25 protein-coding genes, 1 tRNA gene and 1 pseudogene are annotated in these 23448 nt (G+C 69.7%); 7 read left to right on the forward strand and 20 right to left on the reverse strand.

Features of this window, described 5'->3' with window-relative positions:
- Positions 1 to 121: 121 nt before the first annotated feature.
- The 5 genes and pseudogenes from SSPN_RS0140785 to SSPN_RS63205 all read right to left on the reverse strand — a co-directional run bounded on the left by SSPN_RS0140785 (position 122) and on the right by SSPN_RS63205 (position 4675).
- Positions 122 to 985 (reverse strand): spermidine synthase, encoded by an 864-nt coding sequence (locus SSPN_RS0140785; RefSeq protein WP_010316364.1) that lies wholly within the window; start codon positions 983 to 985, stop codon positions 122 to 124.
- A 438-nt stretch (positions 986 to 1423) separates the two neighbouring features.
- Positions 1424 to 1582 (reverse strand): annotated as a pseudogene (locus SSPN_RS0140790) (ABC transporter permease); the annotation flags it as partial.
- 277 nt (positions 1583 to 1859) lie between these two features.
- Positions 1860 to 4115, reverse strand: coding sequence for a 2OG-Fe(II) oxygenase (locus tag SSPN_RS0140795; RefSeq protein WP_010316366.1), 2256 nt, complete (start codon positions 4113 to 4115; stop codon positions 1860 to 1862).
- A gap of 45 nt (positions 4116 to 4160) precedes the next feature.
- Positions 4161 to 4550, reverse strand: coding sequence for a hypothetical protein (locus tag SSPN_RS0140800; protein WP_010316367.1), 390 nt, complete (start codon positions 4548 to 4550; stop codon positions 4161 to 4163).
- A 14-nt stretch (positions 4551 to 4564) separates the two neighbouring features.
- On the reverse strand, positions 4565 to 4675 hold the full coding sequence (locus SSPN_RS63205) for an SEC-C metal-binding domain-containing protein (protein WP_083822385.1): 111 nt from the start codon (positions 4673 to 4675) through the stop codon (positions 4565 to 4567).
- Positions 4676 to 5193: 518 nt separating this feature from the next.
- Between SSPN_RS63205 and SSPN_RS0140805 the strand changes: the two genes are divergently transcribed.
- Positions 5194 to 5775 (forward strand): DUF1841 family protein, encoded by a 582-nt coding sequence (locus tag SSPN_RS0140805; RefSeq protein ID WP_029536239.1) that lies wholly within the window; start codon positions 5194 to 5196, stop codon positions 5773 to 5775.
- Positions 5776 to 5785: 10 nt separating this feature from the next.
- A complete protein-coding gene (locus tag SSPN_RS0140810) occupies positions 5786 to 7093 on the forward strand; it encodes a helicase-associated domain-containing protein (protein WP_010316369.1) in 1308 nt (435 codons plus the stop codon).
- 437 nt (positions 7094 to 7530) lie between these two features.
- Here the strand turns inward: SSPN_RS0140810 and SSPN_RS0140815 are convergent.
- From SSPN_RS0140815 to SSPN_RS0140835, 5 genes are all read right to left on the reverse strand, one after another.
- Positions 7531 to 7606 (reverse strand) — tRNA-Ala (locus tag SSPN_RS0140815).
- A 74-nt stretch (positions 7607 to 7680) separates the two neighbouring features.
- Positions 7681 to 8451, reverse strand: a complete 771-nt coding sequence (gene sepX / locus SSPN_RS0140820; protein WP_029536240.1) for a divisome protein SepX/GlpR — start codon at positions 8449 to 8451, stop codon at positions 7681 to 7683.
- A gap of 269 nt (positions 8452 to 8720) precedes the next feature.
- Positions 8721 to 9386: a GNAT family N-acetyltransferase gene (locus SSPN_RS0140825; protein ID WP_010316372.1), complete on the reverse strand. Its 666-nt coding sequence runs from the start codon at positions 9384 to 9386 to the stop codon at positions 8721 to 8723.
- Positions 9387 to 9393: 7 nt separating this feature from the next.
- A complete protein-coding gene (glp, locus tag SSPN_RS0140830; protein ID WP_029536241.1) occupies positions 9394 to 10617 on the reverse strand; it encodes a molybdotransferase-like divisome protein Glp in 1224 nt (407 codons plus the stop codon).
- 46 nt (positions 10618 to 10663) lie between these two features.
- Complete coding sequence (locus SSPN_RS0140835) at positions 10664 to 11566, reverse strand: UTP--glucose-1-phosphate uridylyltransferase (RefSeq protein ID WP_010316374.1); 903 nt, start codon at positions 11564 to 11566, stop codon at positions 10664 to 10666.
- A 37-nt stretch (positions 11567 to 11603) separates the two neighbouring features.
- On the opposite strand from SSPN_RS0140835, the gene SSPN_RS0140840 reads away from it, so the two are divergent.
- The 4 genes from SSPN_RS0140840 to mscL all read left to right on the forward strand — a co-directional run bounded on the left by SSPN_RS0140840 (position 11604) and on the right by mscL (position 14049).
- A complete protein-coding gene (locus SSPN_RS0140840; protein WP_010316375.1) occupies positions 11604 to 12200 on the forward strand; it encodes a 5-formyltetrahydrofolate cyclo-ligase in 597 nt (198 codons plus the stop codon).
- A gap of 98 nt (positions 12201 to 12298) precedes the next feature.
- The gene (locus SSPN_RS53340) at positions 12299 to 12601 is read left to right on the forward strand and encodes an FmdB family zinc ribbon protein (RefSeq protein WP_010316376.1); all 303 of its coding nucleotides are present in this window, start codon (positions 12299 to 12301) and stop codon (positions 12599 to 12601) included.
- 212 nt (positions 12602 to 12813) lie between these two features.
- On the forward strand, positions 12814 to 13464 hold the full coding sequence (locus tag SSPN_RS0140850) for an SAF domain-containing protein (protein ID WP_010316377.1): 651 nt from the start codon (positions 12814 to 12816) through the stop codon (positions 13462 to 13464).
- 123 nt (positions 13465 to 13587) lie between these two features.
- The gene (gene mscL, locus SSPN_RS0140855) at positions 13588 to 14049 is read left to right on the forward strand and encodes a large conductance mechanosensitive channel protein MscL (RefSeq protein ID WP_010316378.1); all 462 of its coding nucleotides are present in this window, start codon (positions 13588 to 13590) and stop codon (positions 14047 to 14049) included.
- Between the two features lie 29 nt (positions 14050 to 14078).
- Here mscL and SSPN_RS0140860 read toward each other — a convergent pair whose 3' ends face one another.
- A complete protein-coding gene (locus SSPN_RS0140860; protein WP_010316379.1) occupies positions 14079 to 14264 on the reverse strand; it encodes a hypothetical protein in 186 nt (61 codons plus the stop codon).
- 150 nt (positions 14265 to 14414) lie between these two features.
- Here SSPN_RS0140860 and SSPN_RS48275 point away from each other — a divergent pair, with 150 nt between their 5' ends.
- Positions 14415 to 14714, forward strand: a complete 300-nt coding sequence (locus tag SSPN_RS48275) for an antitoxin (protein ID WP_010316380.1) — start codon at positions 14415 to 14417, stop codon at positions 14712 to 14714.
- Between the two features lie 69 nt (positions 14715 to 14783).
- On the opposite strand, the gene SSPN_RS0140870 is transcribed toward SSPN_RS48275, so the two are convergent.
- The 9 genes from SSPN_RS0140870 to mrf form a co-directional block, all read right to left on the reverse strand.
- Complete coding sequence (locus SSPN_RS0140870; protein WP_083822386.1) at positions 14784 to 15284, reverse strand: MogA/MoaB family molybdenum cofactor biosynthesis protein; 501 nt, start codon at positions 15282 to 15284, stop codon at positions 14784 to 14786.
- Positions 15285 to 15540: 256 nt separating this feature from the next.
- Positions 15541 to 17043: a S1C family serine protease gene (locus tag SSPN_RS53345; protein WP_083822378.1), complete on the reverse strand. Its 1503-nt coding sequence runs from the start codon at positions 17041 to 17043 to the stop codon at positions 15541 to 15543.
- A 230-nt stretch (positions 17044 to 17273) separates the two neighbouring features.
- Complete coding sequence (gene galT / locus SSPN_RS0140880; protein ID WP_010316395.1) at positions 17274 to 18347, reverse strand: galactose-1-phosphate uridylyltransferase; 1074 nt, start codon at positions 18345 to 18347, stop codon at positions 17274 to 17276.
- Positions 18344 to 19135 (reverse strand): DeoR/GlpR family DNA-binding transcription regulator, encoded by a 792-nt coding sequence (locus SSPN_RS0140885; protein WP_010316396.1) that lies wholly within the window; start codon positions 19133 to 19135, stop codon positions 18344 to 18346. Before SSPN_RS0140885 ends, galT begins: the two co-directional genes overlap by 4 nt.
- A gap of 161 nt (positions 19136 to 19296) precedes the next feature.
- On the reverse strand, positions 19297 to 20727 hold the full coding sequence (locus tag SSPN_RS0140890) for a HAMP domain-containing sensor histidine kinase (RefSeq protein ID WP_010316397.1): 1431 nt from the start codon (positions 20725 to 20727) through the stop codon (positions 19297 to 19299).
- Positions 20724 to 21419: a response regulator transcription factor gene (locus tag SSPN_RS0140895; protein ID WP_010316398.1), complete on the reverse strand. Its 696-nt coding sequence runs from the start codon at positions 21417 to 21419 to the stop codon at positions 20724 to 20726. The genes SSPN_RS0140890 and SSPN_RS0140895 overlap by 4 nt, the downstream gene beginning before the upstream one ends.
- Before the next feature lie 136 nt (positions 21420 to 21555).
- Positions 21556 to 21708 carry a 50S ribosomal protein L32 gene (gene rpmF / locus SSPN_RS0140900; protein WP_029536244.1) on the reverse strand — a complete coding sequence of 51 codons (153 nt, stop codon included), beginning with the start codon at positions 21706 to 21708 and terminating at the stop codon, positions 21556 to 21558.
- A gap of 125 nt (positions 21709 to 21833) precedes the next feature.
- Positions 21834 to 22085 carry a type B 50S ribosomal protein L31 gene (locus SSPN_RS0140905; protein ID WP_010316400.1) on the reverse strand — a complete coding sequence of 84 codons (252 nt, stop codon included), beginning with the start codon at positions 22083 to 22085 and terminating at the stop codon, positions 21834 to 21836.
- A gap of 71 nt (positions 22086 to 22156) precedes the next feature.
- Positions 22157 to 23413 carry a ribosome hibernation factor-recruiting GTPase MRF gene (gene mrf, locus SSPN_RS0140910; protein WP_010316401.1) on the reverse strand — a complete coding sequence of 419 codons (1257 nt, stop codon included), beginning with the start codon at positions 23411 to 23413 and terminating at the stop codon, positions 22157 to 22159.
- Positions 23414 to 23448: the final 35 nt, after the last annotated feature.

Here is a 23448-nt window from a genome sequence, read left to right on the forward strand (position 1 = left end):
GAAAAATTACATCAGAAATCCGCATCTACACAATATCCTTCCGCTAGAACTGCGCAGCGACGAAAGATCTTCTTTTGCTGTGGGCAGAGGGTGCCCACGAGAACCACAGCGCGTGGATACGTCAGGCGAATCGGGAGCCGTCGCCCCACCGGCGCACCGGAGGCACCGGGACGGTCAGCGGTTCCGCCTCGGTGAGTGGCGCGGCCGTCCCGGACACGGCGGCCAGCTGCCGCGGCGCCAGGCAGGAAACCCGGTTCTTCGCGGCGGCGCCCCACTCGACGAGCCCGGCCATCGGCAGCCGGCGGGTGGACGCCACGACGACGACATTGCCCGCGCGTCGCCGCAGCAGGACACCGGGTTCGGCAAGCACGAGGACATGCGGGAACACCTCGCAGACCGAAGCGACGACGCGCAGCGCGAAGCCGAGGTCGGCGGCGTCCCACATGTTCGCGGCGTACAGCCCGCCGTCCCGCAACACCCGGGAGATCTCGGCGAGGAACTCGACGGTGGCCAGTTCGGTGACGACGTCGCCCGCCCGGAACACGTCCAGCACGACGAGGTCGGCGCTCGCGTCCCGGGCGTCTTCGACGCCGTTTCCGCCGTCCTGCACGCGAACCTCCAGGCCGGGCACCTGGTCGAGTTCGAGGTGTTCGCGAACGAGCTCGACGAGAGCCCCATCGAGCTCGAAGACGACCTGCTCCGAGCCGGGCCGGGTCGCGGCGAGGTAGCGCGGCAACGTGCAGCCGGCACCGCCGACGAACAGGGCCGACACGGCGTCCCCGGACGGCCAATGCCGGTCGATCGCCTGCCCGATCCAGTCGGCGAAGGGCATCTTCAGGTGCCCGGGCTCTCGGAGATCCACGTAGGACTGGGCGACCCCGTCGACGGCAACGGTCCACCCGCACTCCCGGTACCGGTCGGGAATCAGCTCGGCGACGCCGAACCGAACCGGCGCCTCGACGCGAACCCGCTCCAAACCGATCACCCCAAACCCGGAGATCCTAACCCGGCCACGGCACCGACGAAGCCCGAACCTCAACTGCGGCAAGAGTTTCCGAACCACTTGTCGGCAGGTCGGGCCGAGCAGAAATCCCTGCGGAACCTACCGCTCCGCTAGGAGCGCTTCTACCGGGAGCCGATCGCCTCCCGCCACGTCGATCACGGCCGAATGGCGCAGGTGCGCGATGAATGCGCCAGCGGCGGGGGTCGCGGATGGCTCCGACGGGCGGTGGCGGGGACGCCGGTTCGCCAGCAGAAGAGCAGAACAATCGGCCAGCTTCGCGGCGCTGATACGGCCATGTCCCGGCTGCAACTCCGGATGTTGCCCGGACCGCGCACGCTACGCAACGTCGCCTCGGCAACACGCGGTTCACCGAGGCGACGCAGGAGGGGCCGCAGGCGAGCTGGCGTGAGTTGGTCGCGGTCACGGTCGTTTCCTGAACGTGGAGGACGCCCACAGGTACCCGTCGAGAGCGATCCTGGCGCACCAGGCGAGGGCGGCGATCACGTCGCTGGTGGCCGGCGCGCCCAGCAGCCCGCGCCGGGTTTCGGTGATCGGTGTGAAGGGCTGGTACGCCGCGAACACATCGACCAGATCCTCGCGCAGGACTTCGCGCGCGACCCATGACGCCTGCACAGCGTGAAGAGCGCGACAGCATGCTCTCGACGCTCCTCGCCGCAGAACTTGACGTGCAGAACAGCTATGCACGCTGGTCCGCGTCGCTGCGCCGCCTCCTCACGCGTGCCGCCCACGGCGGCCGCCACCAGCGGCTGCTCAATCTCGCCGACCGCGCACTTCACGCAGGGGCAACCTGGGTACAGGCCAAGCCCGGGCAACGGTACGTACCGCAGGACGTGCTTCATGTTCGCGCTGATACGTCAGCCAACGTCGAGGTCAACCACGTCAGATCGGTCTCGGCGGTGTGCCGCGCGGTCTTGGCGCGCGTGAGCAGCTCGTCGGTTTTCGTCAGCACGAGCGTGTATGGCCGGCCCTGTCGTCGGGTCTGGTGCCGCACCGGCAGCCCGGCCGAGTCGATCTGGGTGTGCACGTGCAGACGTCTGTTCTTCGCTAGCGGCCACTCGAAGATCCGCCGCGACCGGGCCCCGAGAAACGTTCCCAACGTGTCGCACAGGTCACACCCGCACCCGGTCCATGCGATTGACCAGTCGTCGTCTTCCCGCCGCGGCCGCGCGACGATCGCGCCGAGCCGCTGTGCGCAGTCCCGCGCGATTGTGTCGAACTCCGCCGCCTGCCGCGAGGCCGCCGAACGCAACGCCGGCATCAGACATTCCAGCACCGTGTCCTCGTATCCGCGCAGCGCCGTGGTGATCTCCGCGTGCAACGTGTCGTCGGCCGCCTCGATCAGCTGTGTCAGCGGTGAACTGAGCATCTCCAGCCTCGGCCGGCGGGCATCGATGCGCGCGGTCGTGGTCCAGGTCCGCAACTCGTCGTCCAGCCAGCGCCACGTTCGGGCGGCCAGCAGCCGCACCACTTCCGGTCTTCCGGCAACACGTAGCGCCTCGCACAGACCCGGAAGCCTCTCGACCCACCCGTGCCGGTCGGTTCCGTTGTGGTGCCCCCGTTCGAACCACCCGTTGACGACGTCCAGCGTCCACTCCTGGCCGTACCGCCCGGCCGCGGCCGCCAGCCCGCCCGCATGCTCCCGTGCGAGCGTCTCCACGCGGAACGGCTCCAGCAGCATCGCCGCCGTCCTGGCAACACCCAGACCCGCTGCCACGTCCAGCGCGTTGCAGAGCAGTCCCGCCCGCGACGCGGTCCTGTTCCAGAAAGGCGCGAGCGACTCCGCCGCGGCCCGCGCCCCCGCCAAGTCGCCGGCCTCGATGCGATCGCGGAGCTCGTGTAGCGCCCACTGCGATCCGGCCTCGGCACGCGCCGCGAAAGCCCGGTCCCGGGGCCACACGACGACCGCGGCCCGCCGGTACCACCGGTCCAGCGTGTTGCCGTAGTTACCCATGTAGCCCTCGTACTCAGACCGGTAGGGCTCCATAGCCGCGCTCGGGGTGGTGGCGCAGACCTCATAGTCGGAGACGTACAGCGAGATCGGCTCGCCGCCGGCGCCGTCCGGGCCGGTCCACCAGCCGAGGGTGATCTCGTTGTCGATCAGGTCGGTGAGCTGATCGTCGTCGGGGTCCTCGTCCTCGCCGTTGTAGTCGTCCCACCCGTAGCCGTCGGACGGCTGGACGTCCCAGGTCTCCTTCACCTCGGCGAGCGCCAGCACTGCCTCGCATCCAACCCGCTCCGCGGCTGCGCGCACCAGCGCGGCACGTTCCGCGTCGGCGCCCTTGAGCCGGCGCCAGGTCAGGCCCCGCTGGGTGTATTCGTGGTCCAGCAGGAAGACCAGCCGGTTCGGTGGGTCAAGGTCGCGTCCGCCGTACCGCGGGGTGGCCGGCGTGGTGAAATGCTCGGTCAGGCAGTGCGCCAGCTCGGTGACCGGGCCGGCCTCCGGGACCGAGGTCTCGGCACTGGCAAGCAGGTTGAACGTGAGCGTCACCCGGTACCCGGACCTGACCGGCGTGACCTCATGACGGCAGTTCGAGTAGAACGCGACGAGGGTCAGCTCCTCCTTCGACGCGCGATAGGCCCTGCTTTCCCCGGCGTGGTCGATGACCAGTTCCCCGCCGGTGTGCGCCGACGGCAGTGACACCACAAGGGTGCCCACCATCTCGTCGTGCTTCTCCGAGTCCTGGTGAGGGAGGAAGAACTGTCCCTTGCCGTAGACCAGCATCGCGTGCGGCTCGGCCCGCAGCCGTGCCGTCCGCGGGAGCCCGAGCTCGTCACGGAAGTGCTCCAGCGCGCCGTCCAGCACCATCGTCCAGTCGGGCCCGCCGAGGGTGATCTGATCCGGGGCCAGCTCCCACGTGTCGCGGACCCCGGTGTCGGTCAGCGTCTCCTCACCCCTGCCGAACATCGCCGGCCGCGCCACCGCGATCAGTTTCTTCGCTAGGGGTGCGCGGACCGGCAGGCGTACCGGCCCGACACCGGAGACCTCAAGCTCGAGCATGCGCGCCGGTGCCAGCAGTTGAGCGCTGAACGACCCGGTCGGCTCGACATCGTCGAACAGTTGTGCAAGTCGTTCCCGTGCCGTTTTCGTCATTTGTCCCCTCATATCCTCGCTGGACGTTGCCGATGTGCGGCCGACTCAGCCTTCGCCGCTGTGCCCGTTCGCCCTGGGTAGTAACCAGTGAGTGCGGTAGGCGCGCTCGATGTCCGGGTCTCCCGATTTGGAAAACCGCAGCCGGCGGCGATCCTTGGTCCAACTGACGTATACCGTCTCGCTGGGGCGCATTCCTTCGCTCTCGGCCCAGCTTCGGAAGATCCGCATCGCTGTACTGATCTTGGGCAGGCTGGCGACCACTACCCGCTCCAGGTATGGCACGCGGCAACGCCGCCAGTCCTCAACTCTCTCAGGCCGAAGCCAGCCGGTGGCGAGCAACGCGTCGATCGCGGTGACGTAGCCGTTCCTGGCGACGGCGGCATTGCCGGCTGCGGCGATCCCGCGCCGGAGTTTCGTCTCATTCTGGGAATTCATCGACCACTGGACCTTCAGTCGAGGGAGCCCAGGCTGTGTGGTCGGCAGCATTGCTGGTACTTGCGCCCCGAGCCACACCAGCAGGTCGCGCCTCGTGCCGGTGGCCAGGGGACGGACAGCGTCATGGTCGAGTGGTGGTACGTGCCGTACCAGCCAGCCCGGCTCCAGTTCGGGGTCACGCTGATTGGGATTGTCAGTCTGCGTCCTGTTTATCAGTTGGTGGTGTCGCTGAGTTGCAGGCATTTTGCAGGACGGGGGTGGCCTTGCAGATGGCGGCCTGCTCGGCGGGGAACGCCTCGGCGACCTCCGGGCAGGTGGCCTACGCCGCACGGGATCAGTAGCAGACGGCGCGGTCGACGACGACGACGGCGGCGAGTATGCGAACGGCTGTAAGGCCAGCAGCGGCAACGACAACAACGGGTCGAAACCTGGGCGGGGCAGCACCGCGACAGCCCGGTTCACCAGTGCCGACGCCGCCGGATCGACCACCGGGGCACGGCCAACTGGCTGAGCAGTCCCCGCAGCGCCGCGGGCAATTCCTGTTGGACGGAAATGGCTCGTGCCGACATCGAGCACACGGCGGCGGAGCCAGCCCGACGAGTCGGCGCCAGCGCGTCATGAGAACCTGGATTTCGTGAGTCCGGTGAGCAGGGGTCGCAAGCGCAAGCCGATGAAGTCCGGTCGAAGTAGGCAGTCCTCCCGGTCTCCTGGGTACGCCTCGCCGCCAGGCCCGCCGGCAGAAGGCGATGTCGACCCGGCGGCATATCTGGACGACGTTCCGCCGTCGGCGGACAAGGCCGAGGTCGAGAGCATCCTGGACCGGCGGATGTTCACCGTGGCGTACCAGAGCACCGTCATCGACGGCGAGCGGTTCGACTGGCTCAACCCCGCCGACCCGGATGAGCGAGCGCTGCTCATCAAGGGTGAGCATCCCGAATACCACGAGTCGTTGGCCGATCCGCTCTTCGAGGGCGAACTCGACGGGCACTCCCCCCGGCTGCACCTGACGATGCACGAGGTGATCGCCAACCAGTTGTGGGACGACGACCCACCCGAGGTGTGGCAGGCCGCCCGGCGGCTCCGCGACCAGGGCATGAACCGGCACGACATCCTGCACAGACTCGCCGCGGTCCTCACCAAGCACATGTACCCCGTCCTGGCCAAACACGAACAGTTTGATACCGAGGCATACCGGCGGGCCCTCAACGAACTGCACCGCGAGTAGCCTCCGCACGGTGAACGACGTCCTTGAACATCACGTTCGGCCGACCGAGCAGGATGCTCAGCTGAACCTGCGGGCGGTGCTGGAATTGTGCGCGGCCGGCGAGGTGCGGTGCAGTGAGAAGACCGGCCGGCCGTCGGCGGCGACCATCCGGACGGTGAGCTCGCGCCTGGTGAGCGGCGATTTCTATCCGGACGAGCCGATCGCGGCGTTCGCGTGGCCCTTGTTGCTGCAGGCGGGCGGGTTGGCCAGGATCGATGGTGGGCGGCTGCGGTTGACCCCGAAAGGCCGTGCCGCGTTGGCCGCTCCAGCGGCTGAGGTCATCCGGGCATTGTGGCAGCGGTGGTTGACACACGCGGTGATCGACGAGTTCAGCCGGATCGAGGAGATCAAGGGCCAGCGGATCAAGAACGTGATCAGTGCTGCCAAGCCTCGCCGGCAGGTCGTCGCCAGAGCGCTGGCCGGCTGCCCGGTGGACGAGTGGATCGGTGTGGACGGCCTCTTCACCACGATGCGGCGGGCACGCCTGAATCCCAGCGTCGCCCGCAATGACATGGCGTTGTGGAAGCTGTACCTCGTCGATCCGCAGTACGGCAGCCTCGGCTACGACGGTTTCCACCGATGGGAGATCCTGGAAGGCCGCTACACGCTGGCCGTGCTGTTCGAGTACGCGGGCACGCTGGGCCTGATCGATCTCGAGTACGTGCATCCCGACGGCGAGCGGGACGACTTCCGGGACAACTGGGGCGCGGACGAGTTGGACGCCCTGAGCCGCTACGACGGGCTACAGGCGATCCGGCTCAACGCTTTGGGCTGCTTCGCCCTTGGCCTCGCGGATACCTACCAGCCGCCGGCCGCCACCGGTCAGGAGCGCGGGCTGAAAATCCTACCGAACCTTGACGTGGTGGTCACCGGCTCGCTGGTGCCGGGTGACGAGCTTTTGCTGTCGGCGTATGCCGAACGGACCGCGGACCGGGTGTGGACGATCTCGTCCACGAGCCTGCTGGCCGCCCTCGACACCGGACGCGAACTAGCCGAGTTCACCGCCTTCCTGGCCGACCGTGCCGAAAATGAGGTACCCGGCACGCTGGATGCCCTCGTCGACGACATCAGCCGTCGTACCGCACAGTTGACCGACCTCGGGCACGTCCGCATGATCGAATGCGCCGACTCGGCGTTGGCGACGCTCATCGCCCGCGACCGGGCAACACGCTCCCTCTGCCGGCTCGTCGGTGAACGCCATCTCGCCGTTCCGCTCGACACGGAGTTGAAGTTCCGCGTGGCCGTGCGGAAGCTTGGCTACGTCATGCCCACATCCTGACCTCGCGTGGGAAGGGAAAGCCGAGGCTGAGAGGTAGCGGGCGGGCGTTTGGTCAGAAAACAGGCCAGGACGCCTGGAGAACGCCGAAACTGTTCGTCGTCGTTCTCGTGAATCGGGTATCCGAGAAGCCTGCGCTGGCGGGACTCTCGGCCGCGCCAAGATCGGGTACCTCAACCACATCGACCACTCCGAAGGCCGGGTGATTCGCACCATCGTCGTCGATGATGGTGCGGGCACCCTTCGTCCAACTCGCCTTCGAGCTTTACGACACCGGGACTGCACGCGCAGCGATCAACACCTCACACCGCACACTCCATTCCGGACCCGAGGCGACAAAAAGGCCACCCGCAAAAGCGGGTGGCCCGTTTTTCGCCTTCCGGCGTCGCGGTCCTACTCCAATGCCCTTCAATCAGGCACATGTCTCAGTAGTCCATCTGTGGTGGAGCTGAGGGGAATCGAACCCCTGACCTTCTCGATGCGAACGAGACGCGCTACCAACTGCGCTACAGCCCCTTGTTGAGTGCTGACAAAAGCTTAGCAAGGCCCGAAATCAGCTTTCGCAGCACCCCCCTCTTGGGGATTCCGGGCTATTCGCCGGAGGCTCGCCGGTAGGGCTCCCAGGTACGTTCGTCCAGCTCATCGAACATGGGGTCCTCGTCGTCGATCTCCACTCGGACGGCGCGCGCGGCTGGCCTGCCGTCGTCGGGCCGCCCGGTTTCGTCGTCGCGGTCCTCATCGTGCTCGTAGACGGGCTGATCGTCGATGTCGACGTAGTCGTCGTAGTCGTCGATCTCGTCGTGCTCGCCGGACATCCGGGCCAGACGACGGCTGCGGATGTCCTCTTCGATGCGGACCTGGCGGCGCAGGTATGTGAGGTAACCCACGACGACGAGGTCGGTGGCGCCGTGCAGCCACCACATGACCGGCCACACCAGGGCACCCAGCAGCGCCGTGGTCACCGCCACGAGCAGCATGACGAGCACGATGCGCTGCCGTCGGGCGTACTTGGCGCGGGCGGCCAGCGCTGCGGCTTCCGGGTCGAATCCGCCGCGTCCGGGCCGGTAGCGGCGGCCCGCCCGGACGTCGTCGCTGTGCACCCGTCGCCACGAGCCGTCGGCGTCGTTCTCCTCGATGGCGTTGTCAAGGTCGGTGTCAGGCATCCCGAGCGCCTCCTCCACCTCGTGGGTTGTCGCGGCTCCGGGGGTCGCCGGGCGCCGTCCGCTGCCTCGCCGCACGACTCGTGCGGCCAATGCGGAGTCGGTGGTCTTGGAAACTTCCTGGCGGCGGCGGGCGAACATCGGAACCAGCACCACCAGCCACGCCGCTGCCAGCGCAGCGAATATCAATGAACTGGGCATGCCCCGCCACCTCCCCCTGGCCACCGGCAGCACACAAGTCTGCGATCGCCACGCTAACCACATCAGTCACTTCTGTCTCGGAGCCACGCCGAGCCACATCGGTTCCCCGGGAACAAGAAAACCGCACGTTCAGAGCAGTCGGCGGCAACATCGACATCGGCGTGTCGGTTTCCATACCGCCGAATGGCGAGAGATCTGCCGCCGTTCGATGCCTTTTCGGCCGCCCCGGCCCCGGTCAGCGGTGACGGTGCGTGATCAAGGTCTCGGCGTCATGGCCGGCTCGCACCGCCGGTCCTGATCAGCCTGCTCACCGCGCCGTCCGGGATCTCCTCGGCGGTCAGGGCGTACACGTAGTGGTCCCGCCAGGTGCCGGCCACGTCCAGGTAGCGGCGGAACAGCCCTTCGCGGCGGAAGGCGGATTTCTCCAACACCCGCACGCTCGCCTGGTTCTCGGGCCGCACGGTGGCCTCCAGCCGGTGCAGCCCGACCGGGCCGAAGCAGTGGTCCACCGCCATCGCGACGGCCGCCGTGGCGACCCCGCCGCCGGCCAGGCGCGCGGCCACCCAGTAGCCGATCCACCCGGAGCGCAGCGCGCCGCGCACGATGTTGCCGACGGTCAGCTGCCCCGCGAACTCGCCGTCGACGGTGATGGTGAACGGCAGCGCCTGGCCGCGTCGGGCCATCCCGCGCAACGCGCTCCACTGCGCGGGCCAGGCCATCAGCGCATTGCGCTCTTGCCAACCGCCGACCGCGGTGGGCTCCCACTTCTGCAGGTAGGTGCGGTCTTGCAGCCTCGTCCGGCTCCAGGCCGAGCCGTCGCGCAGCCGCGGCGGGCGCAGCGCGACGGGGCCGCGCTCCGTGATCAGCGGGCCGAGGCGCGCTGGCCAGCCGGGGTGGCGGCCGATCGGGAACCCATCGGCGTCGGCGGGCTGCATCGGTGGCTCACGCGCGCTGCGAGAGGAACCGGACCTGCACGTCCTCGCCGGCCGCGACGTCGGTGGTGTCCTCGTCGACCACCACCAGGCAGTTGGCCTCGGCCAACGACGCGAGCAGATGCGATCCCGAGTTGCCCAGGGGCTGCACCAGGTAGGAGCCGTTCTTCGGGTCGCGCATCAACTGGCCGCGGAGGAAGCCGCGACGCCCCTTGATGGAGGTGATCGGGGTGAGCAGTTCGGCCGACACGGTGCGCCGGTGCGGGTTGAGCTTGCCGAGCGCGGCGCGGACCAGCGGCCGCACCAGCACCTCGAAGGCGACCAGCGCGCTCACCGGGTTGCTGGGCAGCACGAAAGTGGGGATCTCGTCCGGACCAAGCCGCCCGAAGCCCTGCACCGATCCGGGCTGCATGGCCACCCGGGTCACGTCGAGCTCCCCGAGGTCGGCGAGGGCCGCCCGGACTTCGTTGCCCGCCGCGCCGCCGGCACCACCAGCGATCACCACGACCTCCGACAGCAGCAGCCGCCCCTCGACGACCTCGCGCAGCCGGCGCGGGTCGCTGTTGACGATGCCGACGCGGGTGACCTCGGCCCCGGCGTCCCGCGCGGCGGCGGCCAGCGCGTAGGAGTTGACGTCGTAGACCTGGCCCTGGCCGGGCGTGCGGTCGACGTCCACGAGTTCGTCGCCCACGGAGATCACCGACACCCGCGGCCGGGGGTGCACCAGGACCTTGTTGCGGCCCACCGCCGCGAGCAGCCCGACCTGCGCCGCACCGATGGGTGCGCCGCGGCGCACCGCGACGTCGCCGGTCTGCACGTCCTCGCCGGTGCGGCGGACGAACGCCGCCGATGGCACCGGCTGCCGGACCGTGACCTTGGCGGGGTGCTCGTCGGTGTAGGCCAGCGGCACGACCGCGTCGGCCAGCGTCGGCAGCGGCGCACCGGTGACAACCCGCACCGCCTGCCCCGGTTGCAACCGGCGCGGCTGCCGCGATCCGACCGGGATCTCCCCGACGACCGGCAGCACCGTCGACTCGCCGACGGCCGTCTGTACGTCGACGCTGCGCACCGCGTAACCGTCCACCGCGGCCTGGTCGAACCCGGGCAGCGCCTGCTCGGCGACGACCTCTTCGGCGCACAGCAGGCCTTGAGCCTCGGAGATCGCCACCCGCACGGGCGCGGGCCGGACGGCGGCTGTCAGTACTCGCGCGAGCTGCTCGTCCACTGATCTCATGGCTGTCGACCTCTTCCCGCGTGCCCGAGCCGTGGTCGGCGCGGTGTTAGCTCCTGCTGATCCGTTCGACGAGCCAGTTTCGCAGTTCCGGCCCGTATTCGGGATCCTCCAGCGCGAAGTCCACCGCAGCTTTGAGGAAACCGCCAGGATTTCCGAGGTCGTGTCGCCCACCTCGATGGACCACTACGTGCACCGGGTGTCCTTCAGAGATCAACAACGCTACGGCATCGGTGAGCTGGAGTTCACCTCCGGCACCGGGCTCGATGCGCTTGAGCGCGTCGAAGACGGCGCGATCCAGCAGGTAGCGACCGGCGGCGGCCAGGGTGGACGGGGCCTCGTCCGGCGCTGGCTTCTCGACCATGCCGCGGACCCGCTTGACATCGTCGTCATCGGTGTCGGTGACGTCGAAGACGCCGTAAGCGGAGATCTGCTCGCGCGGCACGTCGAATGCGCACAGCACGCTGCCGCCATAGCGGGCGCGCACCTCGGCCATCCGCGTGAGCACGCCGTGCGGCAGCACCAGGTCGTCGGGCAGCAGCACGGCAACCGCGTCGTCGGCGTCGGTCAGGTTCGGTTCGGCGCAGCCCACGGCGTGCCCCAGTCCGAGGGCTCGCTCCTGCAACGCGGTCTCCGCAGCGATCAGGGCGGGCCCACGGCGGACCTTTTCGAGCAGTGCGGCCTTGCCGCGGTCCTTGAGCGTCTGCTCCAGCTCGGGTTGCGGCTGGAAGTACTCGGTGACCGCCCGCTTGTCCGGCGAGGTAACGATGATCAGGCGCTGCGCGCCCGCTTCGGCGGCCTCGGTGGCCACCAGTTCGATCCCGGGGGTGTCGACGACCGGGAGCAACTCCTTCGGCACCGCCTTCGTGGTCGGCAGGAATCGGGTTCCCAGGCCTGCGGCGGGCACGATGGCGGTCCGGAACGCTGTGGGCGTGCTCGTCGGGCTGCTCATGGCCAGGGAGCCTATCGGGCATCCCTAGAGTGGACCTGTGAGCTCACTGGACGAATCGTTTACGACCAAGTCCGAGTGGCGCCGCGCGTTGCTGGAACAGCGCGGGGGCGTCGCCGAGGACACGCGGTCCGCCGAAGCAGGGGCGCTGCAGGAGGCGTTGCTGCGGTGGCTGGACGGCCGACCGGTGCGGACGGTGGCGGCGTACGTCCCGGTGGGCGGCGAGCCGGGGTCGCCGGGTGTGCTCGACGCGCTGCTCGACGCCGGGCTGCGGGTGCTGCTGCCGGTCGTGGTCCGCGGTGGCCCACTGGAATGGGCGGAGTTCACCGGCCCGGACTCGCTGCGCCCCGCCGGGTTCGGCCTGCTCGAACCGGCCGGTGACCGGCTGGGGACCGCAGCGATCGGGCAGGCCGACGCGCTGCTGGTGCCTGCGCTGGCCGTGGACCACCGGGGCGTTCGGTTGGGGCGCGGTGCCGGTTACTACGACCGGTCGCTGCCGATGGCCGCGCCGAACGCGCCGCGGATCGGTGTCGTCCGGGACGGCGAATTCGTCGCCGAACTACCCGGGGAGCCGCACGATGTGCGGATGACCGGGGTATTGACACCCGGCCGTGGGGTGGTTCCCCTACCCATGTGACATAGGAGTGTTTGCACCGGACACCCTACGTGACGCATTATCGTATTTAGCACTCCCGCAGTTCGAGTGCCAAGACGAGATGTCGGAGGTTCACGGCCGTGCCCACATACCAGTACGCCTGCACCGAATGTGATCACCAGTTCGAGACGGTGCAGTCGTTCAGTGAGGACTCCCTCACCGAGTGCCCGAAGTGCACCGGCCGACTCCGCAAGCTGTTCAACGCCGTGGGGATCGTGTTCAAGGGCTCGGGCTTCTACCGCACCGACAACCGGTCGTCGAACTCGTCGTCCAGCTCGACCAGCAGCAGCTCCTCCTCGTCGAACGGCAGCAGTTCGTCGTCCGAGTCGAGCTCGTCCGCTTCGAGCAGCAACTCCTCGACCACCACGGCCGCCGCTTCCTGATCTCCGCCGCCAGTTCGCCGACCGCAGCCGACGCGGTCGGCGATTTCGTGTGCGCGCCGAGCGATCCTCCCCGTCCGTGGGAAATTCGTCCGGGTGAGCCGAGTTGTCCACAAGGGACCGGTCTGTCCACAGATTTCCGCTCCCCCCTCCCGCCCCGGCGCGCAGCTCCCTAGCTTCGGAGGTCGTCAACGACCGCGACTGGGGAGTGGACCATGTCTTCGGAAGACCGCCTCAACTCGACAGCGCTGCACCGGATCGGCGCGCTTTTCCCCGCCCGACGGGGTTTTCGCCTGCACACCCTGCGCAGGCTGACCGCCGTAGCGCTACTGCTGCTCGCCGCTGGGCTCGCAGTGCAGCCAGGCCACGGGCCGCTGGATTCGCGCGTCGGGGTGCTTGTCGCCGCGCGCGATCTGCCGCCCGGTCGGGTCCTGTCGAAGGCCGACGTGGCGCGCCGCGAGCTGCCCGCCGACCTGGTGCCGGACGGCGCGTTGCGGGACGTTGCGGCCGCCGAGGGGCGGGTGCTCGGCACCGCCGCGCGCAGCGGGGAGCCGCTGACCGACGTCCGGTTCGACGGTCCGCTGGTGGCCTCCGGCGACGCCGGGACCGCGTCCGCACCGGTCCGCCTCGCCGACCCGGAAGTGGCCGACTTCCTGGTGCCCGGCAGACGAGTCGACCTCGTCACAACATCCACTCGATCGGATCACGCTTCAGTGCTCGCCGAGAACGTCCGAGTGGTCGCCGTGCAAGCCCCGAAGGGCCGCAACGACCAGGGCAGACTCATCTTCGTGGGACTACCCGAAAACACCGCCGCGGCGGTTGCCGCGGCATCCCTGCTCCAGTCGGTCACCGTTACGCTCCGCTGAGTGCGCGTCGCGCGCCGGTCCTCTGTCGATTCGGCGCATCATCCATCCGGGATTCGCGCGTCGCACCCATCGATCGATCCGGGCTCGTCCGGACCACCCATGATTTGGAGAGGAGCTCCCAGCGTGCTCAAGGGCTTCAAGGACTTCCTGATGCGCGGGAACGTCATCGACCTCGCAGTCGCGGTGGTCGTCGGCAGCGCGTTCACCGCGCTGGTCACGTCCTTCACCACCAGCATCCTCAAGCCGATCATCGCCGCCACCGGGGGCGGCAACGTCACCGGCCTGACCATCCAGCTGCGCGACGGCAACGAGGCCTCGATCATCGACTTCGCCGCGATGATCAACGCGGTGATCACGTTCTTCATCACGGCGGCGGTCGTCTACTTCCTGTTCGTGCTGCCGATGAAGAAGATCTCGGAACGCCGCAAGAAGGGCAAGGAAGAAGGCCAGGCCGAGCCGACCGACGTCGAGCTGCTGCTGGAAATCCGCGACCTGCTGCGCCGGGAGCAGGGCCTCCCGCAGGTCAAGGGCCTCGCCGCCGAAGCCAAGAAGGCGAGCGTCTCGGGCGACGGCCAGCAGAAGTGAGCATCGCCGCCTGCTGAGGCCACCGAGCGTCAGCGGGCGTCGTGGTGCGGTGGGCGGTTCTCCCGGTACCAGCGTTCGTCGTCACCCGCGGTAGTCCGGTCCGGGCGGTCGTCGGAAGTGGTCTCGGGCAGAACGTCGCCGAAGATCTCGGCGAGCCTGCGCCGCCGCTCCCGTTCGGCCGGGTCGGTGGTTCTGCCTCGGTCGTTCGCGGTCACACCTCCATCGTCCCCCATCACGATGAGCGGTTAGGAGCATCGCACGGTCATCGCTGTGATGTCGGCTACAGTGAATGTTGTTGCAGGTAAATGCCGCGGGAGCGGCGCCGGGCGTGGCTCACCGGGTGTCGAAGCCACGGGAGGCAAAAGATGAGTTTCCTGGACAAGGCCAAGGAACTGGCGAACCAGGCCAAGGACAAGGCCGAAGAACTCGCCGAGAAAGCAGGCCCCAGCGCGGCGAAGGGACTCGACGCCGCCAAGTCGAGCCTGGACAAGGCCACCGGCGGCAAGTACCACGACAAGATCGAGAACGCCAGCCACAAGGTCGAGGGCCTCCTCAAGCGGGACGGGCACGGCCCCGACGACAAGGGACCTGGGGAAAAGGGACCGGGGGAAAAGGGACCGGGGGAAAAGGGCGGCCCGACCGAACCCGGCCCGAAAACCCCCTGACGCCAACCGGAACCCGAAGAACACAACGGTGGCGGCTCCGCTCGGAGCCGCCACCGCTTCGTCTTCAGGTCAGGACGTTTCCAGGCCTGAGAGCTGTTCGATCACGTGTGTCACCAGGGGAGTCAGGGTGGCCATGCCGTCCCGGACCGAGGCCCGGGAACCCGCGAGGTTCACCACCAGCGTGCTGCCGGAGACCCCGACCAGGCCTCGCGACACGCCGGCTTCGACCGCGCCCGCCGCCAGCCCGGAGGCCCGCAGGGCTTCCGCGATGCCCGGGACCGGGCGGTCCAGGACGCCCGCCGTCGCATCCGGCGTGACGTCCCGGGGCGACACACCGGTGCCGCCGACGGTGATCACCACGTCGACCCCGCCGATCACCGCGGTGTTCAGCGCGTTGCGGATGTCGACTGTCTCGCCGGCCACCGCGACGGTACCGTCAACGATGAAACCGGCTTCCTCCAGCAACTCGGTCACCAACGGACCGATGTTGTCTTCCTGCTCGCCCTGGGCGACCCGATCGTCCACCACGACCACGAGGGCCCGCCCCAACCGCTGCGCGCTGCGTTCCATGCCGGTAACCGTAGTGCCAAGGGTCTCCTCGGTCAGATCCAACGAGTTGGTGAGATCGACCAGCCTCACCGGCCTGCGCGGAACCACGGTGCCTGTTTCGTCGGACATGTTCCTCCAAGTCCTGCGATGTCCCCGAGTTGACTTTCGACCGTTGTGCGAAGCCGAGCCGTCGACCGCGCCGGGCGGCCCGGAGGGGGTAGGGCAGCCCGGCGCGGTCGACGCGGAACACGGCCGGGGAACCGGCCGTGCGTTCTGATCACCCTTTCTGACCGGTAAGGGTGGCGTCCACGGTGCGATCACCGCCCGTGCCGGTGATGGAGATCCGCACCCGGTCCCCGGGGCTGTGCGAGCGGACCGCGGCCACCAGGGAGTCGGAGTCCAGGATCGACCGGTCGTCGATCTTGGTGATGACGTCGCCGGACTGGATCCCGGCCTGCTGGGCGGGTCCGCCGGGGGTGACGTCGCGGACCTGCGCGCCGGGTTGCTGCGCGTTGCTGATCCTGACGCCCAGGGTGGTATGGGTCGCCGAGCCGGTGTCCTTCAGCTCGGTGGCGATGCGCCTGGCCTGGTCGATCGGGATCGCGAAGCCGAGCCCGACCGAGCCGGCCTGTTGCTGGCCCGAGCCCGGGCTGTAGATCGCGGAGTTGATGCCCACCACGTTGCCGTCCATGTCGACCAGCGGGCCGCCGGAGTTGCCGGGGTTGATCGCGGCGTCGGTCTGCAGCGCGTTGAGCACGGTGTCCTCGCTGCCGGACTCCCCGCCGGCGCGCACCGGGCGGTCCTTGGCGCTGATGATGCCGCTGGTCACGGTGCCGGAGAGGCCGAACGGCGAACCGATGGCCACCACCGGCGCACCGACCGGCAGGTCGTCGCTGCGGCCGAGTCCGGCCGGGGTGAGGCCGGTGATGTCGGCCTTCACCACCGCGAGGTCGGACGACGGGTCGGTGCCGACGACCCGCACCGAAGCCGAGCGGTTGTCGTGGAACAGCGCGGTGAGCTGGCCGCGCTGCCCGCCGCCGTCGACGACGTGGTTGTTGGTGAGGATGTAGCCGTCGCTGCTGAGCACGATCCCGGAACCTTCGCCGGCGCCGCGCGCGGTCACCAGCTGCAGCTGGACGACGCTGGGCAGCACCTTCTCGGCGACTTGCTGCACCGAGCCCTGCGGCGCGGTGCTCGCACTGCGCGCCGGCCGCGGCTGGTCCAGCGCGGTCACGGCGCCCTTGTCACCGCCGAGCTCGTACCCGACATACCCGCCGACACCGCCGCCGACCAGGCCCGCGACCAGCGCGAGCGCCGCCGCACCTGCGATCAGCCCGCCGTGCCGGTTCCGCTGCTGGGACGGTTGGACCGGCGCGCTGTAGCCACCCGAAGGCCACGGCTGCGAATGCGGGAACTGCTGCGTCGAGTGCGGCGGCTGCGCCGCCCCAGCCTGGTGATGGGAATGTTGCTGGGGCTGGACTTGCTGGTGATGGGCTTGCTGGTGATGGGCTTGCTGCTGTTGAGCGTGCTCGGCTTGCGTCTGCGGCTGCTGGGGTTGCTGAGGCTGGGGTTGCTGGGGCTGGGGCTGGGGCTGCTGGGACTGGGCCTGGTGCTGCGCCTGCGGCTGAGCCGGAGCTTGGGGCTGCTGGGGCTGTTGCTGCTGGGGCTGCAGCGGCACCCCGGCTGGTGGCGTGTCGCCGGTGCCCGCGGCGGGCCCGTTCGCCTGCGGCTTCGGTTCTTCCGGCTGATCGCCGGAGTTGCCCGGGGTGTGTTCGGTCATGGCTCCACCTTGCTCCAGATGGCTGAGAAGTGTCTGAGACCAGGCTGTGGGTCAGCCTGATAACCGTTGGCGCGGACTGTGATCTCCGACGTGCGGGGCCCGGTTGTCGGGTCGTGTGGCGGTGAGCGCCAGCCGGTGAGCGCTTTTGGACGTTGCAGCCCCAAAATACTCACGGGCCTGGCGAGATCAGCCCCGGCGTGGCGCTTCGGGATGCCGGGGGCGGAAACGGGTCAAAGCAGCCGGGCGGCGATCTGCTCCGGGGTGACGTCGTTGATCCACACCGCCATGCCGGACTCCGAGCCCGCGAGGTACTTCAGCTTGTTCGCCGAGCGCAGCACCGAGAAGACCTCCAGGTGCAGCCAGGAAAGCTCCCGGCCGGTACGCACCGGCGCCTGGTGCCAGGCCGCGACGTAGGGCAGCGGGCGATCGTAGAGTCCGTCGAGGCGGCGCAGGACGTCCAGGTACGTCACCGCGAAGTCGTCGCGTTCGGCGCCGGTGAGCGCCACGATGTCCGGCACCTGGCGGTGCGGCACGAGGTGCACCTCGACCGGCCACCGCGCGGCCGCGGGCACGAAGGCGGTCCAGTGCTCGGAGTCGACGATCACCCGCTCCCCCGCCGCGTGCTCGGCGGCGAGCACGTCGCCCTGCACGTGCCGACCGTGCTGCGCGAGGTACGTCTCGGCAACCTGCAGCATCTTCTCCGTCTTGGGCGTGACGAACGGATATCCGTAGATCTGGCCGTGCGGGTGGTGCAGGGTGACGCCGATTTCCTCACCGCGGTTCTCGAAGCAGAACACCTGCTCGACACCGGGCGTCTCGGCCAGTCCGGCGGTCCGGTCGGCCCAGACGTCCACCACGGTCCGCGCCTGCGCGGGGCTGAGCTCACCGAACGACGAGTGGTGGTCGGAGGTGAAGCACACCACCTCGCAGCGGCCGTTCGCGGGCGCGACCGGCACCATCGGCATGCCCTCTACAGTGGACTCCGCGCCGGGAATGCCCTGGGCGAACGACGGGAACTGGTTCTCGAACACGACGACGTCGTAGTCCGGCTCCGGGATCTCGGTGGGCCGCCCGGGGGCGCTCGGGCACAGCGGGCACAGCTCGGCTGGCGGCTTGTAGGTCCGCGCCTGCCGGTGCGCAGCTATCGCGACCCACTCGCCGGTCAGCGGATCCCGTCGCAGCTGCGAAGCCGGGGCCTGCGGCGGCAGGTCCCTGGTGTCGTCGGCGTCCCGGATCCGCGCCGGGTCGGCGTCGAAGTAGATGATCTCCCGGCCGTCGGCCAGCCGTCGCGCCGTCCGCTTCACCGCTCCTCCTCCACGCCCTGCTGATCGGCCAGCAGCAGCTCGACGTGCTCGGCCAGCAGCTGGCGCGCGTCGCCCGGCAGGCCCTGGTCGCTGATCAGCAGATCGACCTCGTTGAAGTCGACGATCGTGGAGATCCCGACCGTCGACCACTTGGAGCTGTCGGCGACCACGACCAGCCGGCCCGCCGCCTCGGCCAGCGCCCGGTTCGTTTCGCTCTCGTTCAGGTTCGGGGTGGTGAAACCGGCCCGCGGCGCCATCCCGTGCACCCCGAGGAACACCAGGTCCAGGTGCAGGGAGCGCAGCGCCTGCACCGCGACGGGCCCGACCAGCGCATCCGACGGGGTGCGGACGCCGCCGGTGAGCACCACGGTGCGGTCGGTGCGGCCGCGCTGCTGCAGGGCGTCGGCGACCCGCACGGAGTTGGTCACCACCGTCAGGTCGGCGACCTCGTCGAGGTGCCGCGCGAGCGTCCAGGTGGTCGTTCCCGCAGACAGGCCGATCGCGGTGCCCGGCCGGACCTGTTCGGCGGCCAACCGCGCTATCGCCTCCTTCTCGGCGAGCTGCCGCACCGACTTGGCTTCGAAGCCCGGCTCGTCGGTGCTGCGGCCGATCGTCGAGGTTGCGCCGCCGTAGACCTTCTCCACCAGGCCGCGGCGGGCCAGCGCGTCGAGGTCGCGGCGGATCGTCATGTCCGACACGCCCAGCCGCTGCACCAGGTCGCCGACCTGCACCGCCCCGGTGCGCCGCACCTCGTCGAGGATCACTTCCTGGCGTTGCCGCGCGAGCACTCCACCCGTCCCCTCAGCCCGTCGGGGCCGCGCGCTCGTGAGGTTCTCACCGGGAATGATCAACGACCCGCGCGGCAGTCAAGCAAACAAGAACCAACATTACCCGAACGGGTGACCGGCGTATGACACCGCAATCCGACGCAGCGGACGAAGCAGACTGTTCATTGCTGTTCGATGTACTGCGGGCTGCCCGGCAGCGCCATGCGCAGCAGCGCCCCGCCCTCGGGCGCCTCACCGGCCCAGACCGTCCCGCCGTGGCGCTCCGCGACCTGCTTGACGATCGACAGGCCGAGCCCGGAGCCCGGCAGGGTCCGCGCGTCGGAAGACCGGTAGAAGCGCTCGAACACGTACGGCCGGTCCGCCGCGGCGATGCCGGGCCCGCTGTCGGCGACCTCCAGCTCGGTGGTCACGCCGTTCGCGGCCGGATGCAGGTCCACCCGGACCCGGCCGCCGTCCGGGCTCCACTTCGCGGCGTTGTCCAGCAGGTTCAGCACCGCCCGCTCCAGCGCGGTCGCGTCGCCCATCATCACCCACGGCTCCAGGCGGACGTCGAACTCGATGCGCGGCGCCCGGCGCCTCGCGCGGTTCAACGCGCGCTCCACGACGTCGACCAGGTCGACCGGCTCGTGCACGGCCTGCGGGGTGTCCTCCCTGGCCAGCTCGACGAGGTCGCCGACCAGCGCGGACAGCTCCATCACCTGCGCCTGGACGTCGGTGAACATCTCCGCCCGGTCCTGCTCGGACAGCTTCGGCGCGTCCGGCCGGGCCGAGGCCATCAGCAGCTCCAGGTTGGTGCGCAACGAGGTCAGCGGGGTGCGCAGCTCGTGGCCGGCGTCGGCAACCAAGCGCCGCTGCCGTTCCTGCGACTCGGCCAGGGCACCGAGCATCTTGTTGAAACTCGTGGTCAGGCGGGCCAGCTCGTCGTCGCCGCCGACCGGGATCGGGCGCAGGTCACCGGTGAGCGCGACGCGCTCGGTGGCTGCGGTCAGCCGCTGCACCGGCCGCAGCCCGGCACGGGCCACCGCGGTCCCGGCAGCCGCCGCGAGCAAGATCCCGGCACCGCCCATCACCACCAGCACCACGCTCAGCTGCGCGAGCGTCCGCTGCGTGGGTTGCAGCGACGTGGACATCACCAGCGCGGCTTTCTGCCCGGTCGGGACCGCCACCACACGGCTGTTGGTGCGCTGATCGGTGCGCAGCGACTCGCCGGTCTGGCCCTTGGCGACCGCCAGCTCGTCGAGGCTGATCGGCGGCCGGTCGTTCGGGCCGACCACGACGCCGTCCGCCGACAGCACGCTGATCTTGAAGTTCTGCGCCACGAAGAACGCCACCGGCACCTGCTGCAGGTCCGCGGTACGCACCAGCGGGCCCTCGGCCGCTTCCACCGCCCGCTCGGTGAGGTTGTCGTCCAACTGCTGGTAGAGGCTGTCGCGCACGGTGACGAACGCCGCGACCGACACCAGCGCGACCGCGCCGGCCACGCAGATCGCGGCCAGCCAGGTGACCCGGTTGCGCAGCGAGACGCGCTGGAACCGGCCTTTCGGGCGCTCTTGCGGGTCGAGGTCGGGCGGAGGTGGTGCGGGAACTGTCACGGCGGCGTCTCGCGGAGCACGTAACCGACGCCGCGAACCGTGTGGATCAACCGCGGCTCACCCTCGGCCTCGGTCTTGCGACGCAGGTATCCGATGTAGACCTCCAGGGCGTTGCCCGAGGTCGGGAAGTCGTAGCCCCACACGTCCTCCAGCAGGCGGCTGCGGGTCAGCACCTGCTTGGGGTGCGCCATCAGCAGTTCCAGCAGGGCGAACTCGGTGCGGGTCAGGCTGATCGGGCGCTCGCCGCGGCGGACATCGCGGGTGCCCGGGTCCAGCTCCAGGTCGGCGAAGCGCAGCGCCGCTGGCTGTGCGTCCTGCCCGGCCTCCGGCGGGCTGGCGCGGCGCAGCAGCGCGCGCAGCCGGGCGAGGAGCTCTTCGAGCGCGAACGGCTTTGGCAGGTAGTCGTCGGCGCCCGCGTCGAGCCCGGCGACCCGGTCGGACACGGCGTCGCGCGCGGTGAGCACCAGGATCGGCAGGTCGTCCCCGGTGCTGCGGAGGCGCCGCGCGACCTCCAAGCCGTCCAGGCGGGGCATCATCACGTCGAGCACCACGGCGTCTGGGCGGTTGCCAGCCAGGAAGTCCAGTGCCTGTTGACCGTCCGCGGCGAGCTCGACCTGGTACCCGTTGAACTGCAACGACCTTCGCAGCGATTCCCGCACGGCACGATCGTCGTCGACGACGAGGATGCGCATGGGAACAGTCTTCCCCCTAGCCCTGAGAAGCAGCTGAGAACCCGCCGTACGTCGCGGCACCTCGTGACATCCGTCTCCAGTTCGGCGTGATCCCGAGGCGCGCCGTCACTCGGGGTGATCGCACGCGCCGGATCGGTCACCGCTGCTGGAAGTGCCGGATGAGCGCGCGCGGCACCAGCTTGCGCTGCCCGTCGACGACGATCGGCACCAGATCGGGTACCGCCGCCTTCCACTGCGATCGGCGGTGGCGGGTGTTGCTGCGGGACATCTTCCGCTTCGGAACGGCCATGTCGGTCCTCTCGTGGTCGCGTTGGGGGTTGGTTGGCGAGGTGAACGGACCGTTCACTTCCTAGATCGAGGCGAACGGTCCGTTCGCTCCGAAACCCTCGGGCAGGTCCGGTCGCGCTGCGGGGGTCAGCGGATCCGGTCGCCGTAGCGGCGGCGGAACTTCTCGACCCGGCCCTGGGTGTCCAGCACCCGCTGGTTGCCGGTCCAGAACGGGTGCGAGTAGGCGGTCACGTCGATCACGATCAGCGGGTAGGTGTTGCCGTCCTCCCACTCCGTCCGCGTGCCGGACGTGGCGGTGGAGCGGGTCAGGAGCCGGTCCCCGGTCGTGCGGTCCTGGAACACGACGGGCCGGTACTCGGGATGGATTCCTGGCTTCATGGTTTCTCCTCGTAGGTCTGCGGCGCGGAGCCGCTGGCGGCACCGCGCGGATTGCGGCTCCCGGCGACGCGCTACCGGGTGCCGGTCTCGCCGGTGGCGTCCGCGGTGGTCTCCGCCGGGTCGTCGCCGCACGGGTCGGTGTGCCACTCGCCGAACGGGTCCTCGTAGTTCGCCCACGCGCGCTCGCCCGCGGCGAGCTCGTCGTCGGTGAGCAGGGCGTGGCGCAGGGCGTGGACGATGTCCTGCGGGTTGGCCTCGTGGACGATCACGACCAGCTCCTGCATCCGGTCGCCGTAGTAGTCGTCCCAGGTCAGCGAGGCCCTCACCTGCCGTTCCGGCGAAACGTCGGCCCACTTGTCCGGCTCCAGCGCGGCCAGCCACGGCCCGGCGTGCCCGACGCCGAGTCCACCGCCCGCGGACTCCAGCCACAGCGCGACGTCCGGCTGGCTGGCGACCCAGACGCGGCCGCGGGTGCGCACCACGCCGTCCAGCAGCACGTCGATCGCCTGGTGCAGCCGCTCCGGGTGGAACGGCCGACGCTCCTCGAAAACCACCACCGACACCCCGGCATCGGTTTCCAGCGACGGCTGCCCGCGCAGCAATTGCCCCTGCGGCCCGTCGACTTCGCCGCGGCGCGCGTCGGCGGGCACCTTGGCCAGCAGCGCGGAAACGTCCAGGTCGTCGAGGTGCGTGCCGGGCGCGTTGGGCGTGAGCCGGGCGATCACGGCCTCGGTGCGCACCTGGTTCCACGGGTCGTCGGCGCGCCCGGAGAGCACGATCGCGTCGGCGAATTCGACCTGCCCCACCGCGACCTGGGCGACGGTGCGCTCGTCGTCCGCGCTGCCGCCGAGCCCTCGCTCGACGAGCTCCTCCTCGCCGGTCGCATCGGCCAACCAGGTCGCCAGGTCGATGGTGGTGACCACGGCCTGGACGTCGACGTCGTCGGTGAGGGGGCGGTCGTCCACCAGGACGTGCTGCAGCGCCCAGCAGATGGTTTCCGGCTCCAGGGCGGGATCGAGCTGCACGACGATCCGCGTCACATCGGGCGCGGCGGACAGCCTCCGCAGCAGCGGCAGCATGTCCAGGCGCAGCGTGCAGGACACGCAACCGTGCGCGAGCTCCAGGACCTCGGTGCTCTCGCTGTCGCCGTGACGGACCAGGCGCCGAACGACGCCCTGGGCGACTTGGCGCAGGTCGTGGTGCACGAGTGCGGTGCCCGCCGGGGCTTCCCGCCGGGCCGTTTCGGCGGCCGCCGCGACCTGCGCCGCGCGGATCCCGGCCACCATGATCAGCGGAATCCGCCGGTTCGCGGACGACTCGGTTCCCATCCCCACCTCAATCGACAACGGTTTTCATCTGACGC

Origin of the sequence: Saccharopolyspora spinosa NRRL 18395 (assembly GCF_000194155.1) — a bacterium.
Taxonomy (GTDB): Bacteria; Actinomycetota; Actinomycetes; order Mycobacteriales; family Pseudonocardiaceae; genus Saccharopolyspora; species Saccharopolyspora spinosa.

Bases quoted from the DNA above. Each gene is read 5' to 3' on its own strand.
- rpmF (WP_029536244.1), bottom strand. From the start codon at position 21,708: ATGGCCGTTCCGAAGCGGAAGATGTCCCGCAGCAACACCCGCCACCGC.
- glp (WP_029536241.1), bottom strand. From the start codon at position 10,617: ATGAGATCAGTGGACGAGCAGCTCGCGCGAGTACTGACAGCCGCCGTC.
- SSPN_RS0140800 (WP_010316367.1), bottom strand. From the start codon at position 4,550: ATGAATTCCCAGAATGAGACGAAACTCCGGCGCGGGATCGCCGCAGCC.
- sepX (WP_029536240.1), bottom strand. From the start codon at position 8,451: ATGCCCAGTTCATTGATATTCGCTGCGCTGGCAGCGGCGTGGCTGGTG.
- SSPN_RS0140795 (WP_010316366.1), bottom strand. From the start codon at position 4,115: ATGACGAAAACGGCACGGGAACGACTTGCACAACTGTTCGACGATGTC.
- SSPN_RS0140870 (WP_083822386.1), bottom strand. From the start codon at position 15,284: ATGGAACGCAGCGCGCAGCGGTTGGGGCGGGCCCTCGTGGTCGTGGTG.
- SSPN_RS0140835 (WP_010316374.1), bottom strand. From the start codon at position 11,566: ATGAGCAGCCCGACGAGCACGCCCACAGCGTTCCGGACCGCCATCGTG.
- SSPN_RS48275 (WP_010316380.1), top strand. From the start codon at position 14,415: ATGAGTTTCCTGGACAAGGCCAAGGAACTGGCGAACCAGGCCAAGGAC.
- SSPN_RS0140825 (WP_010316372.1), bottom strand. From the start codon at position 9,386: ATGCAGCCCGCCGACGCCGATGGGTTCCCGATCGGCCGCCACCCCGGC.
- SSPN_RS0140905 (WP_010316400.1), bottom strand. From the start codon at position 22,085: ATGAAGCCAGGAATCCATCCCGAGTACCGGCCCGTCGTGTTCCAGGAC.
- SSPN_RS53345 (WP_083822378.1), bottom strand. From the start codon at position 17,043: ATGACCGAACACACCCCGGGCAACTCCGGCGATCAGCCGGAAGAACCG.
- SSPN_RS0140895 (WP_010316398.1), bottom strand. From the start codon at position 21,419: ATGCGCATCCTCGTCGTCGACGACGATCGTGCCGTGCGGGAATCGCTG.
- mrf (WP_010316401.1), bottom strand. From the start codon at position 23,413: ATGGGAACCGAGTCGTCCGCGAACCGGCGGATTCCGCTGATCATGGTG.
- SSPN_RS63205 (WP_083822385.1), bottom strand. From the start codon at position 4,675: ATGACGCTGTCCGTCCCCTGGCCACCGGCACGAGGCGCGACCTGCTGG.
- SSPN_RS0140850 (WP_010316377.1), top strand. From the start codon at position 12,814: ATGTCTTCGGAAGACCGCCTCAACTCGACAGCGCTGCACCGGATCGGC.